The following is a 16,679-nucleotide window of genomic DNA, read 5'->3' as shown; positions in this document are numbered from 1 at the left end:
GGAGTACGAGGGCTCGGCGCGTCGGGTGCGGGCATGTCGAACGGCGGCGGTGCGTCGGCCGAGGTGACGGCTTGGGCGGTGGCGCGTCCGGCGGGTGGCGCGGCGGCCGGCGGCGACGCATCGGGGCGAGGAGGGTGCGGCGGCGCGCGAGCCGATCGGGGCTCGGGCGACGCGGGGTCAGATGGTGGAGATCAGATGACGGTGGCGGGTCAGGCGGTGAGGCGGGCCCGGTGGCGAGCGGTGCGGCGCTTGAGAGCGCGGCGCTCGTCCTCGCTGAGGCCGCCCCAGACGCCGGCGTCCTGCCCGGACTCCAGCGCCCACTTCAGGCAGGCTTCGACGGCCGAGCAGGAACGGCAGACCTGCTTGGCTTCTTCGATCTGCATGAGTGCCGGGCCGGTGTTGCCGATCGGGAAGAACAGCTCGGGGTCCACGTCACGGCAGGCAGCTCGGTGGCGCCAGTCCATGCGTCCACTCCTTAGTAGATGGAGCCTCTGGTCGGCTCCGTGCGGCTACTACTTTGTGAAGAGTTTCACTAACTCGCGCGAACAAAACCCGGGACCTGTGAGGACCGGGATCGCTCGCTGACACTCGGAGAACCTTGGGGTTGTTAAAGGTCCTACGTTCCGACGTCAGTCTTGAGACTGTCAGCCACGCTGAGTGCACGCAAGAGGGTTGACGGGAAGTTTTGGGTGTTATGGCTGTCGGATGCGTCACACAATGACCGAATGTAACCACCTAGACCAAAACTTGTAACGCGTTCGGTGTAGACCGGAATGTTACGGTTTCGTATTCGCCCAGGTAGTCCCCGTCCAGCTGGAAGGCCACGGGGCGTTCCGCGGTGAGCGTGAACTCGGCCTCGTCGTGCAGCTGTACGAGGTGCCGGCCGCCCGGAAGGGCGTCACTCTCCGTGAGAATCTGTCGGATCACTGAGGCCATGGACATCGGTCCCATCCGGCGCAGCCCGAGAAGGTCGAGCCCGGTCTCGAAGCTCGCCCACGGGGTCGGGTGCACGGGCCTGGTGCCGACGTACGTCCATGGAGAGGTGTTGGAGATGATCGCCATGAACAGCCCGCGGGCCGTCGGGATCCCCGGGCCGGTCAGGGTCATCGCCGGATGCCGTTTGTCCGTGGCCAGATAGTGCCGTAGAGCGGTGTTCACGTACCGTGTAGGCGTGGCTTTGCGGCCCGTTCCCCTGAGGCCTTCCACGGCCCGTACAACCTCCGCGTCGTACCCCATGCCCGAGCAGAAGGTGAAGTAGCGGCTCTGGCCTTCCCATAGGGCCTGCCCCAAACCCACGGTCCTGCGCCGGCCGTCCCTGAGCGCCTCCAGCACCGCCCCCGTGGACTCCACCGGGTCGTTCGGCAGCCCCAGCGCGCGGGCGAACACGTTCGCGCTGCCGCCGGGGATGACGACGAGCGCGGGCCGGCCCTCGCTCCCGGGCGGGACGTCGCCGCCGTTCACCGGGTTGAGCAGGCCGTTCACGGTCTCGTTGATCGTCCCGTCGCCGCCGAGCACCGCCACGACGTCGTATCCCTTGGCCCGCGCGGTGGCGGCCAGCGCCGCGGCGTGCCCGCGGTAGCGGGTCTCCTCCACCGCAAGCTCCACGGCCGCGCCGAGCGCGCGGATCAGCACGTCACGCGTACGGGCGTTCGTGGTGGTGGCCTTGGGATTCACCAAGAGCATGGCGCGCATATCGCCAGCGTATCCGCTGGACTTGTGGGCGTTATCGGCCGAACGTCCTATTTCTCGGACCGGGTGACCCGAGGGGTAGGGTACGGGCGTGAATCGTCGTCCGGTCACCCTCGTCATCGCCGCCGCCATCGTCGCCCTGGAAGGCCTGGTGGCGCTCGGCCTCGGCATCTACGTGGCCGTGGAGAGCCTGGTCAGCACCCCGGACAACCTGACCACCGCCATCGCCGAGTCGGCGTTCGGCGTGCTGGTCGGAGCGGGGCTGCTCTGGGTGGCGTGGGGCGGGCTGTTCAGGATGGAGCGGTGGGGGCGGTCGCCCGGCGTCCTGACGCAGATCTTCATGGTGCCGATCTCCGTCACGCTCATCCAGTCAGGCCAGCCCCAGCTCGGGATCCCGCTGATCGTGATCGCGGTGGCGGGGTTGGCGACGCTGCTGGCGCCGCCCACCACGCACGCCCTCTACGGAGACGGCTAGTCTTCGGCGGTCAGACCCTCGCGCAGCTGCGCGAGGGTGCGGGCCAGCAGGCGCGAGACGTGCATCTGCGAGATGCCCAGCTCGGTGGCGATCTGCGACTGCGTCATGTTGCCGAAGAAGCGCAACAACAGGATGCGCTTCTCCCGCGGCGGCAGCCGTTCGAGCAGCGGTTTCAGCGACTCGCGGTATTCGACGCCCTCGAGCGACTCGTCCACGATGCCGAGCGAGTCGGACACCGCGGGGGCGTCGTCGTCGCCGGAGTCGGGCGCGTCGAGCGACACGGTCGAGTAGGCGTTGGCCGACTCGAGGCCCTCGAGCACCTCCTCCTCGGTCATCTTGAGGTAGGAGGCCAGCTCGGCGACCGTCGGCGCGCGGCCCTCGCGCTGCGAGAGATCGCTTATCGCCTTGGTCAGCGAGAGCTTCAGCTCCTGCAGCCGGCGCGGGACGCGGACCGCCCAGCCCTTGTCGCGGAAATGGCGCTTGATCTCGCCGACGATCGTGGGCGTGGCGTACGTGGAGAACTCCACGCCGCGGTTGAGGTCGAACCGGTCGATGGACTTGATCAGGCCGATGGTGGCGACCTGGGTCAGGTCGTCGAGCCACTCGCCCCTGTTCCGAAAGCGGCGGGCCAGGTATTCGACCAGGGGAAGGTGAAGCTCGACCAGCTCGTCTCTGATGCGCTGGCGGCGCGGCTCCTCGGGGCCCAGCTCGGCCAGCTCGGCGAAGAGCATGCGGGCACGCACCCGGTCGGGCACGGCGTGTTCGCTGGTGGCCATGGCTCCAGTCCTTTCCGTCACGCCGGCCTCGCTGCGCCTCGGCGCTTACGCAGGACGATAGCCATGCGATCTGGGGAGTCGGTCACCGCGTCGACGTCGTCGGCCAAGGCGGTCAGCACCATCCAGGCGAAGTCATCGCGTTTGGGCGCGGAGCTTCCGACCGTGGCCACTTCGACCCTGACCTGCATCTCATGCCCGGTCAGCTCGAACTCGGCGGTGAGGTCGGTGCCGGGCACCGCCTCGCTCAGCAGCATGGCGCACGCCTCGTCGACCGCGATCCGTAGATCCTCGATCTCGTCGAGCGTGAAGTCCAGCCGCGCCGCCAGCCCGGCGGTAGCCGTACGCAGCACAGACAGGTAGGCACTGGCGGCGGGGAGCCTGATGCTCACCACGTCGCGGATGCCGGCCACGCCCTCCGCGCGCGTCTCGGTTTCCTCGGTCACGTTCCTCCTCGCGTTTCCGACGCCAACTGCAACTTACCGCCCCTGGGAGGTGCTTGGACGATTCAGACTCGCCATCAACGGAAAAGGCTCTGTACGGCTGCTGCCGTACAGAGCCTTATGTGCCGTTTTAGGCGGCCTTGGTCTCCCAGAAGATCTTGGAGATCTCGTCGATCTTGCCCAGCAGGTCCTCGGCCTTGGCGACGTCGACCGTGCCCTTGGCGCCGGCGGCGCCCGCGAGCTTGGTGGCGTCCCAGAAGAGCTGGTGAAGCTGAGGGTACTGCTCCAGGTGCGGCGGCTTGAAGTAGTCGGTCCAGAGCACCCACAGGTGGTGCTTGACCAGCTCGGCCCGGTCCTCCTTGATGGACAGCGCGCGGGCGCGGAAGACCGCGTCCTCGTTGGCCGCGTACTTTTCCATGATCGCCTTGACCGACTCGGCCTCGATGCGGGCCTGAGCGGGGTCGTAGACCCCGCAGGGCAGGTCGCAGTGTGCGGAAGCGACGTGCTTGGGTCGTAGCAGTCGTGCGAGCATCAGAAAGTCCTTCCTTGATGCTGAATCAGCTTGGTCCACAACCGACCTTACTCGGGTCCCAACGCCTGCGGAGTAGGGGGTCATTGCCCATGAGAGTGCGTGTCGAGGGCGATTCGATGCGCCCCGCGCTGGTTCCCGGCGACTGGCTCCTCGTACGCCGGGGCGCCACCGTCCACCCGGGAGATCTCGTGGTGGCGAGACTTCCCGGTGATCCCGAGCAGCTCATCGTGAAACGGGCGCAGTGGCATGGACAGGACGGATGGTGGCTGGAGAGCGACAACCAGCGGGCCAGCGGGCGGCGTGACAGCTGGGACTTCGGGCCGGTCCACGACATCGTCGGACGGGTCGTGCTGCGTTACTGGCCCCTCCTGCGGCGGCGGCGTTAGGAGCCGTTGCGCCGGCGGGCGCGGAAGGCGGCGACGTTCGCGCGGCTGGCGCAGCGGGAGGAGCAGTAGCGGCGCGAACGGTTGGACGAGGTGTCCAGGAACGCCTTGCCGCAGCGCGGCTCCTGGCACCGGCCGAGCCGGTCCGCGCCCAGCTCCGCCACGGCCGCGGCCAGGCCCATCACGGCGCTGGCGGCGGAGTCCTCGGCCAGGTGGAGGTGCCAGCCCCCGCCGTCGTGGTCGGTGAGCTGGGGGCGTACGGGATAGCGCACGAGCAGGGCGTTGAGCCGCGCGGCCACGGCCCGTTCGTCGTCGGCCTCGTCGAAGGCGGCGGCCAGCTCGTCGCGCAGCGGCCTCAGCTCCGGCGGCGGGTCGGGATCGTTGACCAGCCGGACGGCCCACTCGGCGTAAGAGGTGAGGTCCATGCGGGTGTATTACATCACGGACCCCGCCGATCGGGGCCGGGTCTTCCGGCGGGGAGTGCGCTCAGGCGCGGCTGAGAAGGCGTTTCAGGGGCCGTGCGCGCCGCCGGGTAAAGAGGGCCCTGGGCGGCGCTTCGAGGCGTATATGGCGCGTTGAGTCCCGGTGGGCGGGGCGCTCCGTACCGTGGTACGGGCGGATGCGCCCCGCCGTGCCTGCCGGGCCTACTCCTCGGGGTGCAGGACCCGGTGGAGGAAGGCGCGCGTGCGTTCCTGCTGCGGGTCGCCGATCACCTGCGCCGGCTCGCCGTCCTCGACGATCACGCCGCCGTCCATGAACACCACCCGGTCGGCCACCTGCCGCGCGAACCCCATCTCATGGGTGACCACGAGCATGGTCATGCCCTCCTCCGCCAGCTTCCGCATGACGGTGAGCACGTCTCCCACCAGCTCGGGGTCGAGCGCCGAGGTGGGCTCGTCGAACAGCATCAGGTTCGGGTTCATGGCCAGCGCCCGGGCGATCGCCACCCGCTGCTGCTGGCCGCCCGACAGCTGCGCCGGATAGGCGTCGCACTTGGCGCCGACGCCGACCTTGTCCAGGTTCTCCCTGGCGACGACCTCGGCTTCCTTCTTGCCCCGCTTGAGCACCCGCTGCTGGGCGATCATCACGTTCTGCAGCGCGGTCATGTGCGGGAACAGGTTGAACTGCTGGAAGACCATGCCGATGCGGCGGCGTACGGCGTCGATGTCCACGTCGGGGTCGGTGAGCTCGACGCCCTCCACGAACACCTTGCCCTTGGTGGGCGCCTCCAGCAGGTTCACGCAGCGCAGCAGGGTGGACTTGCCGGAGCCCGACGGCCCGATGACGCAGACGACCTGGCCGGGGTCGACGGTCATGTGGATGCCCTTGAGCACCTCGTTCTTGCCGAAGTGCTTGTGCAGGTCCGCGATCTCGATCGCGTGCGTCATCGGTTCCTCCCCTTACGTCCCTCCAGCCGGGTCGCCAGATATCCCAGCGGGATCGTGACGATCAGGTACGTCAGACCGGAGACCATGATGGGCGTGGCGTTGGAGTGCTGGGAGGCCAGGTCGTTGCCGAACTTGGCGAGCTCGACATACTCGCTGGACACGCCGAGGAACAGCACCAGCGAGGAGTCCTTGAGCAGAGCCACGAACTGGTTGGTGGTCGGCGGGATGACCATGCGGAGGGCCTGCGGGATCACCACGGTGAACTGGGCGCGGGTGGCGGACATGCCCAGCGATCTGGCGGCCTCGACCTGCCCCTTGGGCACGGCCTGCAGCCCTGCGCGGAACACCTCCGCCTGGTAGGCCGCGCCGATCGCACCGAGCCCGAGGGCGACCTGGCCGTATGTGCCGAAAGGCACCTGGAAGCCTGGCAGCGCCAGTGGCAAGAAGGTGATCATGATGAAGATCAGCAGCGCGGGCAGGCCACGGAAGATCTCGATGTAGACGATCGCGATCCACCGGTAGGGCCGGACCGGTGACAGCCGCATGAGCGCGAGCAGCAGTCCCACAAGGAAGGCGAGGACGAATCCGGTGACCGTGTAGATGACCGTGTTCCGCAGCGCGATGGTGAACAGTTCCGGCAGCGTCTCCTTCGCCACGTCGGGCTTGGCGAAGTTCTGGGCGAGGCTGCCCCAGTCCGCGTACAGGACGAGGAGGAGGAGCACGACGACCAGGACGGCGTACTGGATGCCGCGGCTGATCTGCTGCTTCTTCCGAGGGCTGAGCCCGGCGCGCGCGGGCTCAGCCGTCTTCGGCTGGTCGGCCATGGATCAGCCCAGCTCGCCGGGCTTCTTGCCGAACCACTTCACGTAGATCTTCTCGTAGGTGCCGTCTTGCTTGGCCTTGGCGATCTCTTCATTGATCGTCTTGAGCAGCACCGGGTCGGCGTTCTTCTTCAGGCCGAGGCCGTACTGCTCGCCGGTGTCCAGGCTGCCGATCAGCTCGAACTTCGCGGCGACCTCCGGCTTCTTCAGCCAGGTGAGGACCACGGGGAGGTCCTGGACGATCACGTCGGCCTGGCCGGCCTGCAGGGCCAGCAGCTCCTTGGCGGAGTCGGCGTACTCGGTCGGGTCGAAGCCCTGCTTCTTGACGTAGTCGAGGCCCGTGGTGCTGGCCTGGGCGCCCAGCTTGAGGTTCTTGGCCTTGACGTCGGCCAGCGACGTCGCCCCGGTGCCCTTCTTGGCGAGCAGCGCCTGGGTGGCGTCGAAGTACGGGTCGGAGAAGTCGATGTTCGCCTTGCGCTCCGGCGTGATCGTCATGCCGGCGGCGGCCAGGTCGCACTTCTTGGCCGCCATGGCGGCGCCGCTCTTGATCACGGCGAAGTCGATGTCCACGATCTCCTGGGTCACGCCCAGCTTCTTCGCGACCAGGTCGACGATGTCCACGTCGAACCCGACGATCTTGCCGCTCGCGTCCTTGAACTGGAACGGCTCGTACGGGATGTTCGTGCAGACCGTGAGCTTGCCAGGTGTCACCAGCTGGACACCGCCGGCGGCGGAGGTGCTCGCGCTGGTGGTGGCGGAGCTCGAGCTGTTGCCGCCGCTCCCGCACGCGGTCAGCGCCAGTGCGGCGGTCAACGCGAGCGCGCCGGCGGCATAGCCACGGCGGCCCTTGGGGCTGAGGGCCATGTACGGCCTCCTCGAAAGTGAAAGCCAGGAAACTTGCGTTTTGTGCAGTTTAAATGGGGTTTCGCACCGCTCCGTCATCAGACATTTAACGATGCGTCAACGGAACGGCGTCGGACCTGAGACCGACTCCATCTCACCATGTGGCACGATAGGGAGACGGGTGACCCCCGTACCCCTCTGAGACGACCGACGAGGGGATCCTGGCAGCTACCGAGGCCAGCCCGCTCGCGCTCGCCCGCCGAAGGTTTCTTCCGCTCCCGATGACTACAGGGGTCGCTGTGGCTGTCACGCCCGCTTCTGCTTCCGTTCCCGTCGAGCAACTCGATCTCGACCCGGCCTTCGCGCTGCACCGCGGAGGCAAGCTCGAGGTCCGCTCCACCGTTCCCGTCCGCGACGCGGACGATCTCTCTCTCGCCTACACGCCCGGCGTCGCCCGGGTCTGCACCGCCATCGCCGAGACACCCGCGCTGGTCAACGACTACACCTGGGTCTCCAACGTGGTCGCCGTCGTCTCCGACGGCACCGCCGTGCTCGGCCTGGGTGACATCGGCCCCTCGGCCGCCATGCCGGTCATGGAGGGCAAGGCGCTGCTGTTCAAGCAGTTCGCGAACGTCGACGCCGTCCCCATCTGCCTCGACTGCACCGACGTCGACGCGCTCGTCGAGACCGTCGTGCGCCTCGCGCCGTCGTTCGGCGGCATCAACCTCGAGGACATCAGCGCCCCGCGCTGCTTCGAGGTCGAGGACCGGCTCCGGGGGCTGCTCGACATCCCCGTCTTCCACGACGACCAGCACGGCACCGCCATCGTGGTGCTCGCCGCGCTCCAGAACGCCGCCCGCCTGACCGGGCGCTCGCTCGGCGACCTGCGCGCCGTCGTGGCCGGCGCGGGCGCGTCCGGCGTCGCGGTCTCCCGCATCCTCCTGGAGGCGGGCATCGGCGACATCGCGGTCGCCGACTCCAAGGGCATGATCTACGCGGGCCGTGAGGGGCTCAACCCCGTCAAGGAGGCCCTCGCGCGCGACACCAACCGCGCCGGCCACACCGGCTCGACGGAGGACGCGCTGGCGGGCGCCGACGTGTTCGTCGGGCTGTCCGGGTCCACCGTGTCCGAGGCGGCCATCGCCTCCATGGCGCCCGACGCCATCGTCTTCGCCCTGTCCAACCCCACCCCCGAGGTCCACCCCGAGGTGGCCGCCCGGCACGCCAAGGTCGTGGCCACCGGCCGCTCCGACTTCCCCAACCAGATCAACAACGTGCTGGCCTTCCCCGGCGTCTTCAGGGGCGCCCTCGACGTGCGCGCGTCCGCCATCACCGAGAACATGAAGGTGGCCGCCGCCAACGCGCTGGCCGGTGTCGTCGGAGACGACCTCTCGCCGACGTACGTCATCCCGAGCCCGTTCGACGAGCGCGTCGCGCCCGCCGTGACCGCCGCGGTCGCGGCCCAGGCCCGCGCGGACGGCGTCGCCCGCGTCTGACCTCTTCGTACGGGGGCCTCCTTGGATCAGGGAGGCCCCCGTTTTCGTCGTGGAGTTGGTGGTCTCTTTGAGAACCGCCCTGAAACCTTTACTCAAGGTGCTATAACAGTAGCTCTCTGTAAGGTGTGGGCGCCCAACTCCTGTGACGAGGAGAGCGATGGAACGCGAGCCGAACCGACTGCTTCAGCAGCTCATCGCGGAAGCGGGCTTCTCCCACAAAGGACTGGCCAGGTGCCTGAACGATTGGGGAGCCGCCCGTGGCACTCCGGGCCTCAAATACGACCACAGCTCCGTGTTGCGCTGGATCGGCGGTCAGAGGCCACGTGACCCGGTGCCCTACCTGCTCGCGGAGATCTTCGCGATGCGGCTGGGCCGACCGGTTACCTCGGAGGACCTGGGCATGCCGGCGATCCTCACACCCCTCGATCTCGGGCAGGAGTTCACGCACACGTGGCAGGAGGGGGTCGCGACCGTGACTGCGCTATGGCGGGCCGACGTGGAGAGGCGGAGGTTCCTGATCGACTCGACCTTCGCGATAGGAGCGGGCTCCGTGGGAGCCATCCGCTGGCTGACGTCCCCACCCGGGGGACAGCTGAGCGGCACGGGCGGGCGGCGGGTGGGCCGCGCCGACATCGCCGCCATCCATGAGGTCACCCGATCGTTCGGTGAGCTCGACAACCGTTTCGGCAGCGGCCGGGTCCGCTCGTCCGTGGTCAAATATCTGGACACCGCCGTCTCGCCACTGCTCAAGGACGGCCTGTACGGCGAGTCCACCGGCCGCCGCCTGGCCGCCGCGGCCGCCGAGCTGACCCGCCTGGCCGGCTGGATGGCGTACGACATGGAGCAGCACGGTCTCGCCCAGCGCTACCTCATCCAGGCGCTCCGCCTGGCCAGGAGCGCCGACGACCACACCCTGGGCGGCGAGATCCTGGCCGGCATGGCCCACCAGGCCATCTACATGGGCCAGCCCTCCCATGCTCTCGACCTGGCCCGCTCCGCCCAGATGGCGGCCCGCCGCGCCGGCGTCCACACGCTCCTGGCCTCCGCGCACGTTCTGGAGGCCCACGCCCACGCCGGCCTGGGCGACGCCCGCTCCTGCGGGGTCTCCCTGCATGAGGCGGAGTCCGCCTTCGACGCCCGTAAGCCCGACGACGAGCCCGTCTGGCTCAGCTACTTCGACGAGGCCTACCTGTCGGCGAAGTTCGCCCACTGCTTCCGTGACCTGGGGGAGGGGGAGCGGGCCGTGCGACAGGCCCGGCGCTCGCTCGACATGGACTCCCGCTACGTCCGCGGGCGGATGTTCAACCTGTCGCTGCTGGCCGCCGGGCTGCTGCAGTGCGGGGAGCTGGAGGAGGCGTGCTCGGTCGCGGGCACCGCTTTCGCGCTGGCGGGGGAGCTGCAGTCGACCCGGTCGCGGTCGTACGCGGCCGACCTGCGGCGGCGCTTGGAGCCGTACAAGAACGAGCGGGCCGTGCTGGCGCTGCGCGCACGGACGCGGGAGCTCACGCCGGTATGACGCGAGAACGGCCCGGGTGCTTGTCACCCGGGCCGTTCTTCGTGTTGCCGTCTACGTGCTGGCGTCTACGTGCTGTCGTCTACGTGCTGGCGTCTACTGGAGGAGCTCGCCGTTCGGGCCGACGATCTTCTTGGTCTCCGCGTAGTTGGCCTTGTTGTACACGTCGGCCACCTCACCGTCGAAGATCGCCGAGCTGATGAAGTCGACCCGGCCGTTGCCGTCGTTGTCGTGGAACAGGCTGGTCACGCCGTTGACGTAGCCGGTGCGCTTGTTGTTGTCGTACTTCATGAGCCAGGGGCCGCCGTCGGCGCCGGCGGTCATGGAGCACTTGAGCAGCTGGTGCGTCTCGACCTTGAACGTGTTGACCTGGTAGCTCTTGGTGGCGGTCTTGCCGGAGCACCACTTCGGCGTCACACCGGTGAACGGGCGGTCGCCGTCGGGGTGCGGGGCGGAGGGGTAGCCGAAGACGGTCACCGGCTGGCCGAGGGGCTGGTTCCAGGCCACACCCTGCCCACCGACGACGTCACCGAGCCGGCCCATGTCCTTGGCGATCCCGAGGACGTAGCGGGCCTCGTAGTACTTACGCGATGTGCCGGGCTTGACCCACTTTTGCGTGTAGTAGTGGGTGATGGTGTAGCCGCCCAGCTTGTCGGTGCCCTTGACGCCGGGGCCCTGGTAGGCGTCCTGCTGAGGCTTGGTGACCTGCTCCACGATGGGCTCGCCGAACTTGAAGCCCTGGCCCTTGCCCACCTTCGCGTCCTTGTACGCGTCCCCGGTGACTTCGACCTTCTCCAGGACGGCGCCGGGGTAGTCGGGGCCCACGAGGTCGGCCGGCTTGTCCTCGCCCTCCGACCAGCAGTCGCCGAGGGTCAGCTGGCACTTGAGGAACTCCGTGGAGCTGATCTCGCGCGGCTTGACCCACTTGTCGCCGGCCCACGCCTTGAAGTCGTTGCGAGAGACTTCCTTCTCGCCGGCCAGCGAGAATCCGTTGTGCACCGCGACGAACGCGAAGTCGCCGTCGTAGTCGTCGTAGGTGTCCAGGTCGTACGCCGTGAAGGCGTAGGCGCCGACGTACACGCCCCAGGGGGCCTTGCCCTGGTAGTAGCCGGGCACGAAGATCCACTTGTCGTAGACGTCGTCCTTGCCGTTCGCGAAGACGCAGTGGCCCGCGGTGGCGACCAGGTTGCGGTTTCTGGACTGGATGGACGTCGCCGAGCACCAGCGGTAGTTGCCGGCCTTGTCGAGGAAGAACACCTTGCCGATGGTCTTGGGCAGGTTGACGTTCTTGGACACCGTCGCCTTGGCGGTGGTGCTCGGGCCGGTCATGCCCGGCTTGCCGTCAGTGGCGCCGTTGCTGCCGGCCGACACCAGCTTGGAGACTTTCTTGACGTCCAGGTTGTACTGGGTGGCCTTGCGTAGGGCGGCTCCGTTGGAGTCGAGCCAGAAGTAGGCGTCGCCGTACGCGTCGGCCGGCTTCGGCTGGAGATTATCGGTGGCCCAGCTCGGTGCGGCGGTGGCTGGGACGGCGAGGGCAGCGGCACTCAGGCAGGCGGCGGCTAGGGGGACGAGCAGGCGCTTCACGGGAGGCTCCACAGTTGTCAAAAAGGGTGTAAGGACACTATCGACCCTTTAGTCCCTCTGGTAAGGGTGGTTGCCAGATTTCTCAGCAAAAAGGCCGAAGGGCCCGGCAGGATGCCGAGCCCTTCGGTATTGCTAGAGAACGACGAACAAGTCTTCGTTCCGATCCGCAGCGAACTACGGGATGAGCTTGCCGCTCCACGAGGCCGCAGCGGCCTTGTAGATGACGTTGGTCTCACCGTCGAAGTAAGCCGAGGTGATCGTGTCGTAGCGCTTGTTGCCGTCGGTGTCCGCGATGAGGCTGGTGACACCGTTGACGTAGCCGAGACGCTTGGCGTTGCTGTACTTGTACAGCCAGGGGCCACCGTCGTAGCCAGCGGTAACGGTGCACTTCAGCGACACCTGCTCCTCGACCTTCTTCGAGGGGATGAGCAGGGCCTTCTTCGCGGTCTTGCCGTAGCACCACTTCGGCGTCACACCGGTGAACGGCTTGTTGCCGTCCAGGTGCGGGCCGTAGGGGTAGCCGAAGGTACGGACGTAGCCACCAGCAGGCTGGTTCCAGGCGAAGCCCTGGCCGCCAACGTTGTCGCCGAGGCGACCAACGCTCTTGACCTCGTGGACGACGATGTACGGCTCGAGACGGATGTAACGCTCGACGCTGCCCTTCTTGTACCACTTCTGGACGTAGAAGTGCGTGATCGTCCAGTTGCCGCGGGCGTCCTGGACGACCGTGGCCGGGTACTTCGCCGCGTCCTTCGCCTGGTCCGCCTTGTAGGTGGCGGCCTCGGCGTCGGTCACGATCTCGGTGACGGGCTCACCGAACTTCTTGCCGTTCCCCTGGCCGACACCAGCGTCCTTGTAGGTGCCCTCGGAAACCTCGACACGGTCCACGACTGCGCCGGGGTAGTCCGGACCAGTGGCCTCGTCGGCCTTGCCCGGGTCCACGTCGTAGTAGTTCGTGGTCTTGGGGTCGAGCCTGCCCTTGTCGTACTCGTCCTTGGAGACGGTGACGTCCTTGACGAACTTCTCGCCCTGGTACGCCTTGTACGAGTTCCAGTCCACCAGCTTGGGCTTGTTCAGCGTGCCGCCGATGCCGTCGTAGACGGTGACGAAGGCGTAGTCGCGGTCGAAGTCCTCGTAGACGTCGAAGTCGTAGTGGGTGAAGGCCTGCTTACCCACGTACACGCCCCAAGGAGCCTTGCCCTGGTAGTAACCGGGGACGAAGACCCAGCGGGACACGACCTCGTCGTTGCCGGCGATGTCGTACACGCAGTGACCGGCCGTGGCGACCAGGTTGCGGTACTGCGACTGGATCGAGGTGCCGGAGCACCAGTAGAGCTTGCCGTCACGGCCCTCGAAGAAAACCTTACCGATGGTCTTCGGCAGGTTCACGTTCTGAACCTTGACAGCCGCCTTCTTCTCCTCGCCGATGGGGGCGGTCGAACCCGGCTTGGTGTCCGAGGAATAGCCACCACCGGAGGAGATCTTCTGAACCTCGAGCGCGTCGGGGTTGAAGGCAACGGCGCTCTTGAGCGCCGCGTAGTTGGACTTGGTCCAGAAGTCCAGGGTCTCGGCCGCCTTCTGCTGGCTCGCCAGCACGTCGGTCGAGATGGTGTCGTCAGCCTGAGCCGTGGTGGCCAGGCCGGCGGCCAGGAGGCCAGTGGCCAGAATGGCGCCACCGGCGGGGAGGAGGATGCGCTTCACGGTAACTCCTTGCGCTGTCGTGGAACGCCTCTTGCGTCCCATGCGTCAGTAAAGGGATAGCCAGGAACATACAGTGTGGATCTTGCTCGCGGGTAGCCGCTTTGACAGGAAAAGAGGCGACAAGACGGGCGTGACCGTTCTGTGATGTTTAAACGGCTGATGCGCAGGAGTCGAGGAAAGCTCGCTTCGGGACCGTTTGCCCTGATCAACATAAGAGAGTTGTCAGTGCGGTTCGCGGGGTCCGCGTGTCCCTTCGATCGCGGTCGAAAAGACGGTGTGATGCAGATCACATTGGATTGATGGCACCGTCTGGGCGTCCCATGCGTCCAACCGCCCTTCACTTTCGGCGGGAACGCAGAAGGGCCCGGCAGGATGCCGGGCCCTTCTGAGGAAACGGTTATACGAACGGTCTAAGACCGGTCGCTGTCCGTCACCTTAGACAATCTTGCCGGACCACGAGGCCGCAGCGGACTTGTAGACCACGTTGGTCTCACCGTCGAAGTACGGCGAGGAGATGTAGTCCACGCGACCGTTGCCGTCCTGGTCGTTGAAGGTGCTCACGACACCGTTCAGGTAACCGAGACGCTTGGAGTTGCTGTACTTGTACAGCCACGGGCCACCGTCGGCACCCTCGGTGAAGGCGCACTTGAGGGCCACGTGCTCCTCGATCTTCTTGGCAGCCGAACCGACCAGCTTCTTCGTGGTGTTGCCGTAGCACCACTTCGGAGTCACGCCGGTGTAGTTCTTGTTGCCGTCGGGGTGCGCGGCGGCCGGGTAGCCGAACACGCGGACGGGCTTGCCGGTGGGCTGGTTCCAGGCGAAGCCCTGACCGCCGACGTTGTCACCGAGACGGCCCGCGTCCTTGGCGAAGCCCTCGACGATGAAGAAGACGGTCTTGTAGTACTTGGCCTCCGAGCCCGCCTTGTACCACTGCTGGACGTAGTAGTGCGTGATCGTCCAGTTGCCGCGCTCGTCCTTGACGACCTTGGCGGGGTACTTGTCGGTGGGCTTGTCGCCCTGCTTCTCCTTGTAGGCAGCGGCCTCGGCGTCGGTGACGATCTCGGTGACAGGCTCACCGAACTTGAAACCGTTGCCCTTGCCGACCTTGGCGTCGTTGTAGACGCCCTCGGTGGTCTCGACCTTGCCCACCGCGGCACCGGGGTAGTCGGGACCGGTCGCCTCAGGCGCCGTGCCCTCCTTGACCCAGTACGCCTCGGTCCTCGTCGGGTCAAGCTGACCCTTCAGGAACTCGTCGCGGCTGATCTCGACGTCCTTGGCGTCCTTGATGCCGGTGTACTTGTCCCAGTCGGCCTTGGAGACCTGCTTGGGAGTGCCGCCACCGAGCTTGACACCGTTGTACACGGTCACGAACGCGTAGTCGCGGTCGTAGTCCTCGTACACGTCGAAGTCGTAGTGGGTGAAGGCCTGCTTACCCACGTAGATGCCCCACGGGGACTTGCCCTGGTAGTAACCGGGGACGAAGACCCACTTGGACAGGACGTCCGAGTTGGTCGCCGTGTCGTACACGCAGTGACCGGCCGTGGCGACCAGGTTGCGGTACTGGGACTGGATCGAAGTGGCGGAGCACCACTTCTTCTCGCCCTTGCTGTTGACGAAGAACACCTTGCCGATGGTCTTCGGCATGTTGACGTTCTGGACCTTGACGGTCGTCTTCTTTTCCTGGCCGATCGGAGCCGTCGAGCCGGGCTTGGTGTCGGCGCTGTAGCCGCCCTTGCTCTGCAGCTTCGCGACGTCGCCCTTGTCCCAGACGTTCGACTCCTTGGCGGCCCGGAGGGCAGCGCCGTTGTTGTCGGCCCAGAACTCTGCAATGGCCTTGGCGTTCGCCGCACTCGTCGCCATCGGGTCAGATGCGACGTCACTTTCGGCCTGGGCGGTGCCGGCCAGGCCGGCGGCCAGAAGGCCGGTAGCCACGATGGCACCACCGGCGGGGATGAGGATGCGCTTCAAGGGAACTGCTCCTTGCTCTGTCGTGGGTCGCAACATGCGTCCCATGCGTCAGTAAAGGGATAGCAAGGAACATAGCGTGGTGATCTCCGCAGGTGGAACCCGCTTCGGACGATCCGGTAGGCGCCCCTACCGCCGTTACCGTGCTGTTATCTGTCAGAGATCTTTGCGCGTGGTGATTGGATAGTTACGTTTTCGCAGGGTATGGAGGGGTTATTACTGATGGGACTGGAGTGTCGTTAGTCAACCGCCACACTCTGTAGTCGGCTAAACGTGACTTAGATCACAGGAACCGGATTGGCGCCTAATCCGTCTAACTCGCTCCAATCCTCACAGGTGATCTTCAGGTTCGGGTTATAGGGGCCAAAAAGAAGCCGCCCTCGCCGGGAGGAGGGGCGGCGAGGACGGCTGTTGAGCGCCAGGCGTGGGGTCGTAGGGGAGACACCCCCGCGCCTGGCCTATTTGGACTGGGACGCCCTTGAGCGCCTCAGTGTGCGTGATGGCGGGCGAGGAGCTGGAGGGGTGCTCCTCGGCCGTCGGAGGAAGGGCGAACGGGTCGGTTCGCCAGGTGTGGCTTAGATGTCCCTCTGCCGGACGACTGCCGCCAGATGGGTGCGCAGGCTCAGCAGCACCGGATCGCGGACGAGGGGTTCGTGTCGCGGGTGATGGGTGGGCACGGGGCGTGGTGGCGGTGCGGTGCCGTCATCGGTGGGCGTGTCGTCCTGGGCGGTCTCGATCGCTCTCAGCAGTCGTCGCCAGGTGCCGTCGGCCGTCCAGTGGCGGTGGTGCCGGTAGATGGTCACCCAGCAGCCGAAGCGCCCGGGCAGATGACGCCATCGCAGACCGGTCCTGGCTTGGTAGAGCGCCCCGTTGATCATCATCCGGTGCTCGTCCCACCGGTCTCCAAGCGTGTCGCCGGGGGGTAGCAGCGATGCCAGCCGTTCCCATTCGGCGTTCGTCAGATCGCCACGATGCATGTGCCCATCGTGACAAGGTAAACACTCTGTGTCAGCAGATCCAAAAAAGATCTTCGTCTTCGGAAGTGTCCCGACAAAAGATGAGGCGAGGGCCTC

At 66.9% G+C, this 16,679-nt stretch carries 17 protein-coding genes; 4 read left to right on the top strand and 13 right to left on the bottom strand.

The genetic code is table 11. The features are described from left to right. Positions 1 to 209 precede the first annotated feature (209 nt). Both ACWDX9_RS09680 and ACWDX9_RS09675 read right to left on the bottom strand, forming a co-directional pair. Entirely contained in the window at positions 210 to 464 is a 255-nt protein-coding gene (locus ACWDX9_RS09680) for a WhiB family transcriptional regulator (RefSeq protein WP_185068358.1), read from the bottom strand. Positions 465 to 735: 271 nt separating this feature from the next. Beyond that, positions 736 to 1,692: a diacylglycerol/lipid kinase family protein gene (locus ACWDX9_RS09675; RefSeq protein ID WP_350729293.1), complete on the bottom strand. Its 957-nt coding sequence runs from the start codon at positions 1,690 to 1,692 to the stop codon at positions 736 to 738. Between the two features lie 88 nt (positions 1,693 to 1,780). On the opposite strand from ACWDX9_RS09675, the gene ACWDX9_RS09670 reads away from it, so the two are divergent. Next, positions 1,781 to 2,164 (top strand): hypothetical protein, encoded by a 384-nt coding sequence (locus ACWDX9_RS09670; RefSeq protein ID WP_449951148.1) that lies wholly within the window; start codon positions 1,781 to 1,783, stop codon positions 2,162 to 2,164. Here ACWDX9_RS09670 and ACWDX9_RS09665 read toward each other — a convergent pair. The 3 genes from ACWDX9_RS09665 to sodN all read right to left on the bottom strand — a co-directional run bounded on the left by ACWDX9_RS09665 (position 2,161) and on the right by sodN (position 3,912). Then, positions 2,161 to 2,940 carry an RNA polymerase sigma factor SigF gene (locus ACWDX9_RS09665; protein WP_176573444.1) on the bottom strand — a complete coding sequence of 260 codons (780 nt, stop codon included), beginning with the start codon at positions 2,938 to 2,940 and terminating at the stop codon, positions 2,161 to 2,163. The two genes, ACWDX9_RS09670 and ACWDX9_RS09665, sit on opposite strands and share 4 nt — an antisense overlap. 17 nt (positions 2,941 to 2,957) lie before the next feature. Continuing rightward, positions 2,958 to 3,383 carry an ATP-binding protein gene (locus tag ACWDX9_RS09660; RefSeq protein WP_127936220.1) on the bottom strand — a complete coding sequence of 142 codons (426 nt, stop codon included), beginning with the start codon at positions 3,381 to 3,383 and terminating at the stop codon, positions 2,958 to 2,960. A gap of 127 nt (positions 3,384 to 3,510) precedes the next feature. Continuing rightward, entirely contained in the window at positions 3,511 to 3,912 is a 402-nt protein-coding gene (gene sodN, locus ACWDX9_RS09655) for a superoxide dismutase, Ni (RefSeq protein ID WP_355205121.1), read from the bottom strand. A gap of 89 nt (positions 3,913 to 4,001) precedes the next feature. On the opposite strand from sodN, the gene ACWDX9_RS09650 reads away from it, so the two are divergent. Continuing rightward, positions 4,002 to 4,298 (top strand): S24 family peptidase, encoded by a 297-nt coding sequence (locus ACWDX9_RS09650; RefSeq protein WP_449951145.1) that lies wholly within the window; start codon positions 4,002 to 4,004, stop codon positions 4,296 to 4,298. Here the strand turns inward: ACWDX9_RS09650 and ACWDX9_RS09645 are convergent. The 4 genes from ACWDX9_RS09645 to ACWDX9_RS09630 form a co-directional block, all read right to left on the bottom strand. Continuing rightward, positions 4,295 to 4,720 carry a CGNR zinc finger domain-containing protein gene (locus tag ACWDX9_RS09645; protein WP_449951142.1) on the bottom strand — a complete coding sequence of 142 codons (426 nt, stop codon included), beginning with the start codon at positions 4,718 to 4,720 and terminating at the stop codon, positions 4,295 to 4,297. The two genes, ACWDX9_RS09650 and ACWDX9_RS09645, sit on opposite strands and share 4 nt — an antisense overlap. Positions 4,721 to 4,939: 219 nt before the next feature. Then, entirely contained in the window at positions 4,940 to 5,683 is a 744-nt protein-coding gene (locus ACWDX9_RS09640; RefSeq protein WP_449951139.1) for an amino acid ABC transporter ATP-binding protein, read from the bottom strand. Then, entirely contained in the window at positions 5,680 to 6,507 is an 828-nt protein-coding gene (locus tag ACWDX9_RS09635; RefSeq protein WP_350729305.1) for an amino acid ABC transporter permease, read from the bottom strand. Before ACWDX9_RS09635 ends, ACWDX9_RS09640 begins: the two co-directional genes overlap by 4 nt. 3 nt (positions 6,508 to 6,510) lie before the next feature. Then, on the bottom strand, positions 6,511 to 7,368 hold the full coding sequence (locus ACWDX9_RS09630; RefSeq protein ID WP_449951137.1) for an ABC transporter substrate-binding protein: 858 nt from the start codon (positions 7,366 to 7,368) through the stop codon (positions 6,511 to 6,513). A 260-nt stretch (positions 7,369 to 7,628) separates the two neighbouring features. Here ACWDX9_RS09630 and ACWDX9_RS09625 point away from each other — a divergent pair, with 260 nt between their 5' ends. Together ACWDX9_RS09625 and ACWDX9_RS09620 are read left to right on the top strand one after the other, a co-directional pair. Beyond that, the gene (locus tag ACWDX9_RS09625; protein WP_449951134.1) at positions 7,629 to 8,843 is read left to right on the top strand and encodes an NAD(P)-dependent malic enzyme; all 1,215 of its coding nucleotides are present in this window, start codon (positions 7,629 to 7,631) and stop codon (positions 8,841 to 8,843) included. A gap of 157 nt (positions 8,844 to 9,000) precedes the next feature. After that, a complete protein-coding gene (locus ACWDX9_RS09620) occupies positions 9,001 to 10,359 on the top strand; it encodes a hypothetical protein (protein ID WP_364259775.1) in 1,359 nt (452 codons plus the stop codon). A 93-nt stretch (positions 10,360 to 10,452) separates the two neighbouring features. Here the strand turns inward: ACWDX9_RS09620 and ACWDX9_RS09615 are convergent, their stop codons facing one another. The 4 genes from ACWDX9_RS09615 to ACWDX9_RS09600 all read right to left on the bottom strand — a co-directional run bounded on the left by ACWDX9_RS09615 (position 10,453) and on the right by ACWDX9_RS09600 (position 16,583). Next, positions 10,453 to 11,940, bottom strand: coding sequence for a trypsin-like serine peptidase (locus tag ACWDX9_RS09615; protein ID WP_449951131.1), 1,488 nt, complete (start codon positions 11,938 to 11,940; stop codon positions 10,453 to 10,455). Between the two features lie 174 nt (positions 11,941 to 12,114). Further along, on the bottom strand, positions 12,115 to 13,641 hold the full coding sequence (locus ACWDX9_RS09610) for a trypsin-like serine peptidase (RefSeq protein WP_449951128.1): 1,527 nt from the start codon (positions 13,639 to 13,641) through the stop codon (positions 12,115 to 12,117). Positions 13,642 to 14,076: 435 nt separating this feature from the next. Next, positions 14,077 to 15,609, bottom strand: coding sequence for a trypsin-like serine peptidase (locus tag ACWDX9_RS09605; protein ID WP_449951126.1), 1,533 nt, complete (start codon positions 15,607 to 15,609; stop codon positions 14,077 to 14,079). A 572-nt stretch (positions 15,610 to 16,181) separates the two neighbouring features. Then, positions 16,182 to 16,583 carry a transposase gene (locus ACWDX9_RS09600; protein ID WP_449951123.1) on the bottom strand — a complete coding sequence of 134 codons (402 nt, stop codon included), beginning with the start codon at positions 16,581 to 16,583 and terminating at the stop codon, positions 16,182 to 16,184. Between the last annotated feature and the right edge of the window lie 96 nt (positions 16,584 to 16,679).

The sequence above is a fragment of the Nonomuraea sp. NPDC003201 genome (assembly GCF_053590415.1).
The sequence above is the reverse complement of the archived record's forward strand: the minus strand, read 5'-3'. Positions and strand labels throughout refer to the sequence as shown.

Coding starts and splice junctions, on each gene's coding strand:
- ACWDX9_RS09645 (WP_449951142.1), bottom strand. CDS start 4,720: ATGGACCTCACCTCTTACGCCGAGTGGGCCGTCCGGCTGGTCAACGAT.
- ACWDX9_RS09630 (WP_449951137.1), bottom strand. CDS start 7,368: ATGGCCCTCAGCCCCAAGGGCCGCCGTGGCTATGCCGCCGGCGCGCTC.
- ACWDX9_RS09625 (WP_449951134.1), top strand. CDS start 7,629: ATGACTACAGGGGTCGCTGTGGCTGTCACGCCCGCTTCTGCTTCCGTT.
- ACWDX9_RS09675 (WP_350729293.1), bottom strand. CDS start 1,692: ATGCGCGCCATGCTCTTGGTGAATCCCAAGGCCACCACCACGAACGCC.
- ACWDX9_RS09600 (WP_449951123.1), bottom strand. CDS start 16,583: ATGCATCGTGGCGATCTGACGAACGCCGAATGGGAACGGCTGGCATCG.
- sodN (WP_355205121.1), bottom strand. CDS start 3,912: ATGCTCGCACGACTGCTACGACCCAAGCACGTCGCTTCCGCACACTGC.
- ACWDX9_RS09640 (WP_449951139.1), bottom strand. CDS start 5,683: ATGACGCACGCGATCGAGATCGCGGACCTGCACAAGCACTTCGGCAAG.
- ACWDX9_RS09650 (WP_449951145.1), top strand. CDS start 4,002: ATGAGAGTGCGTGTCGAGGGCGATTCGATGCGCCCCGCGCTGGTTCCC.
- ACWDX9_RS09620 (WP_364259775.1), top strand. CDS start 9,001: ATGGAACGCGAGCCGAACCGACTGCTTCAGCAGCTCATCGCGGAAGCG.
- ACWDX9_RS09680 (WP_185068358.1), bottom strand. CDS start 464: ATGGACTGGCGCCACCGAGCTGCCTGCCGTGACGTGGACCCCGAGCTG.
- ACWDX9_RS09635 (WP_350729305.1), bottom strand. CDS start 6,507: ATGGCCGACCAGCCGAAGACGGCTGAGCCCGCGCGCGCCGGGCTCAGC.
- ACWDX9_RS09665 (WP_176573444.1), bottom strand. CDS start 2,940: ATGGCCACCAGCGAACACGCCGTGCCCGACCGGGTGCGTGCCCGCATG.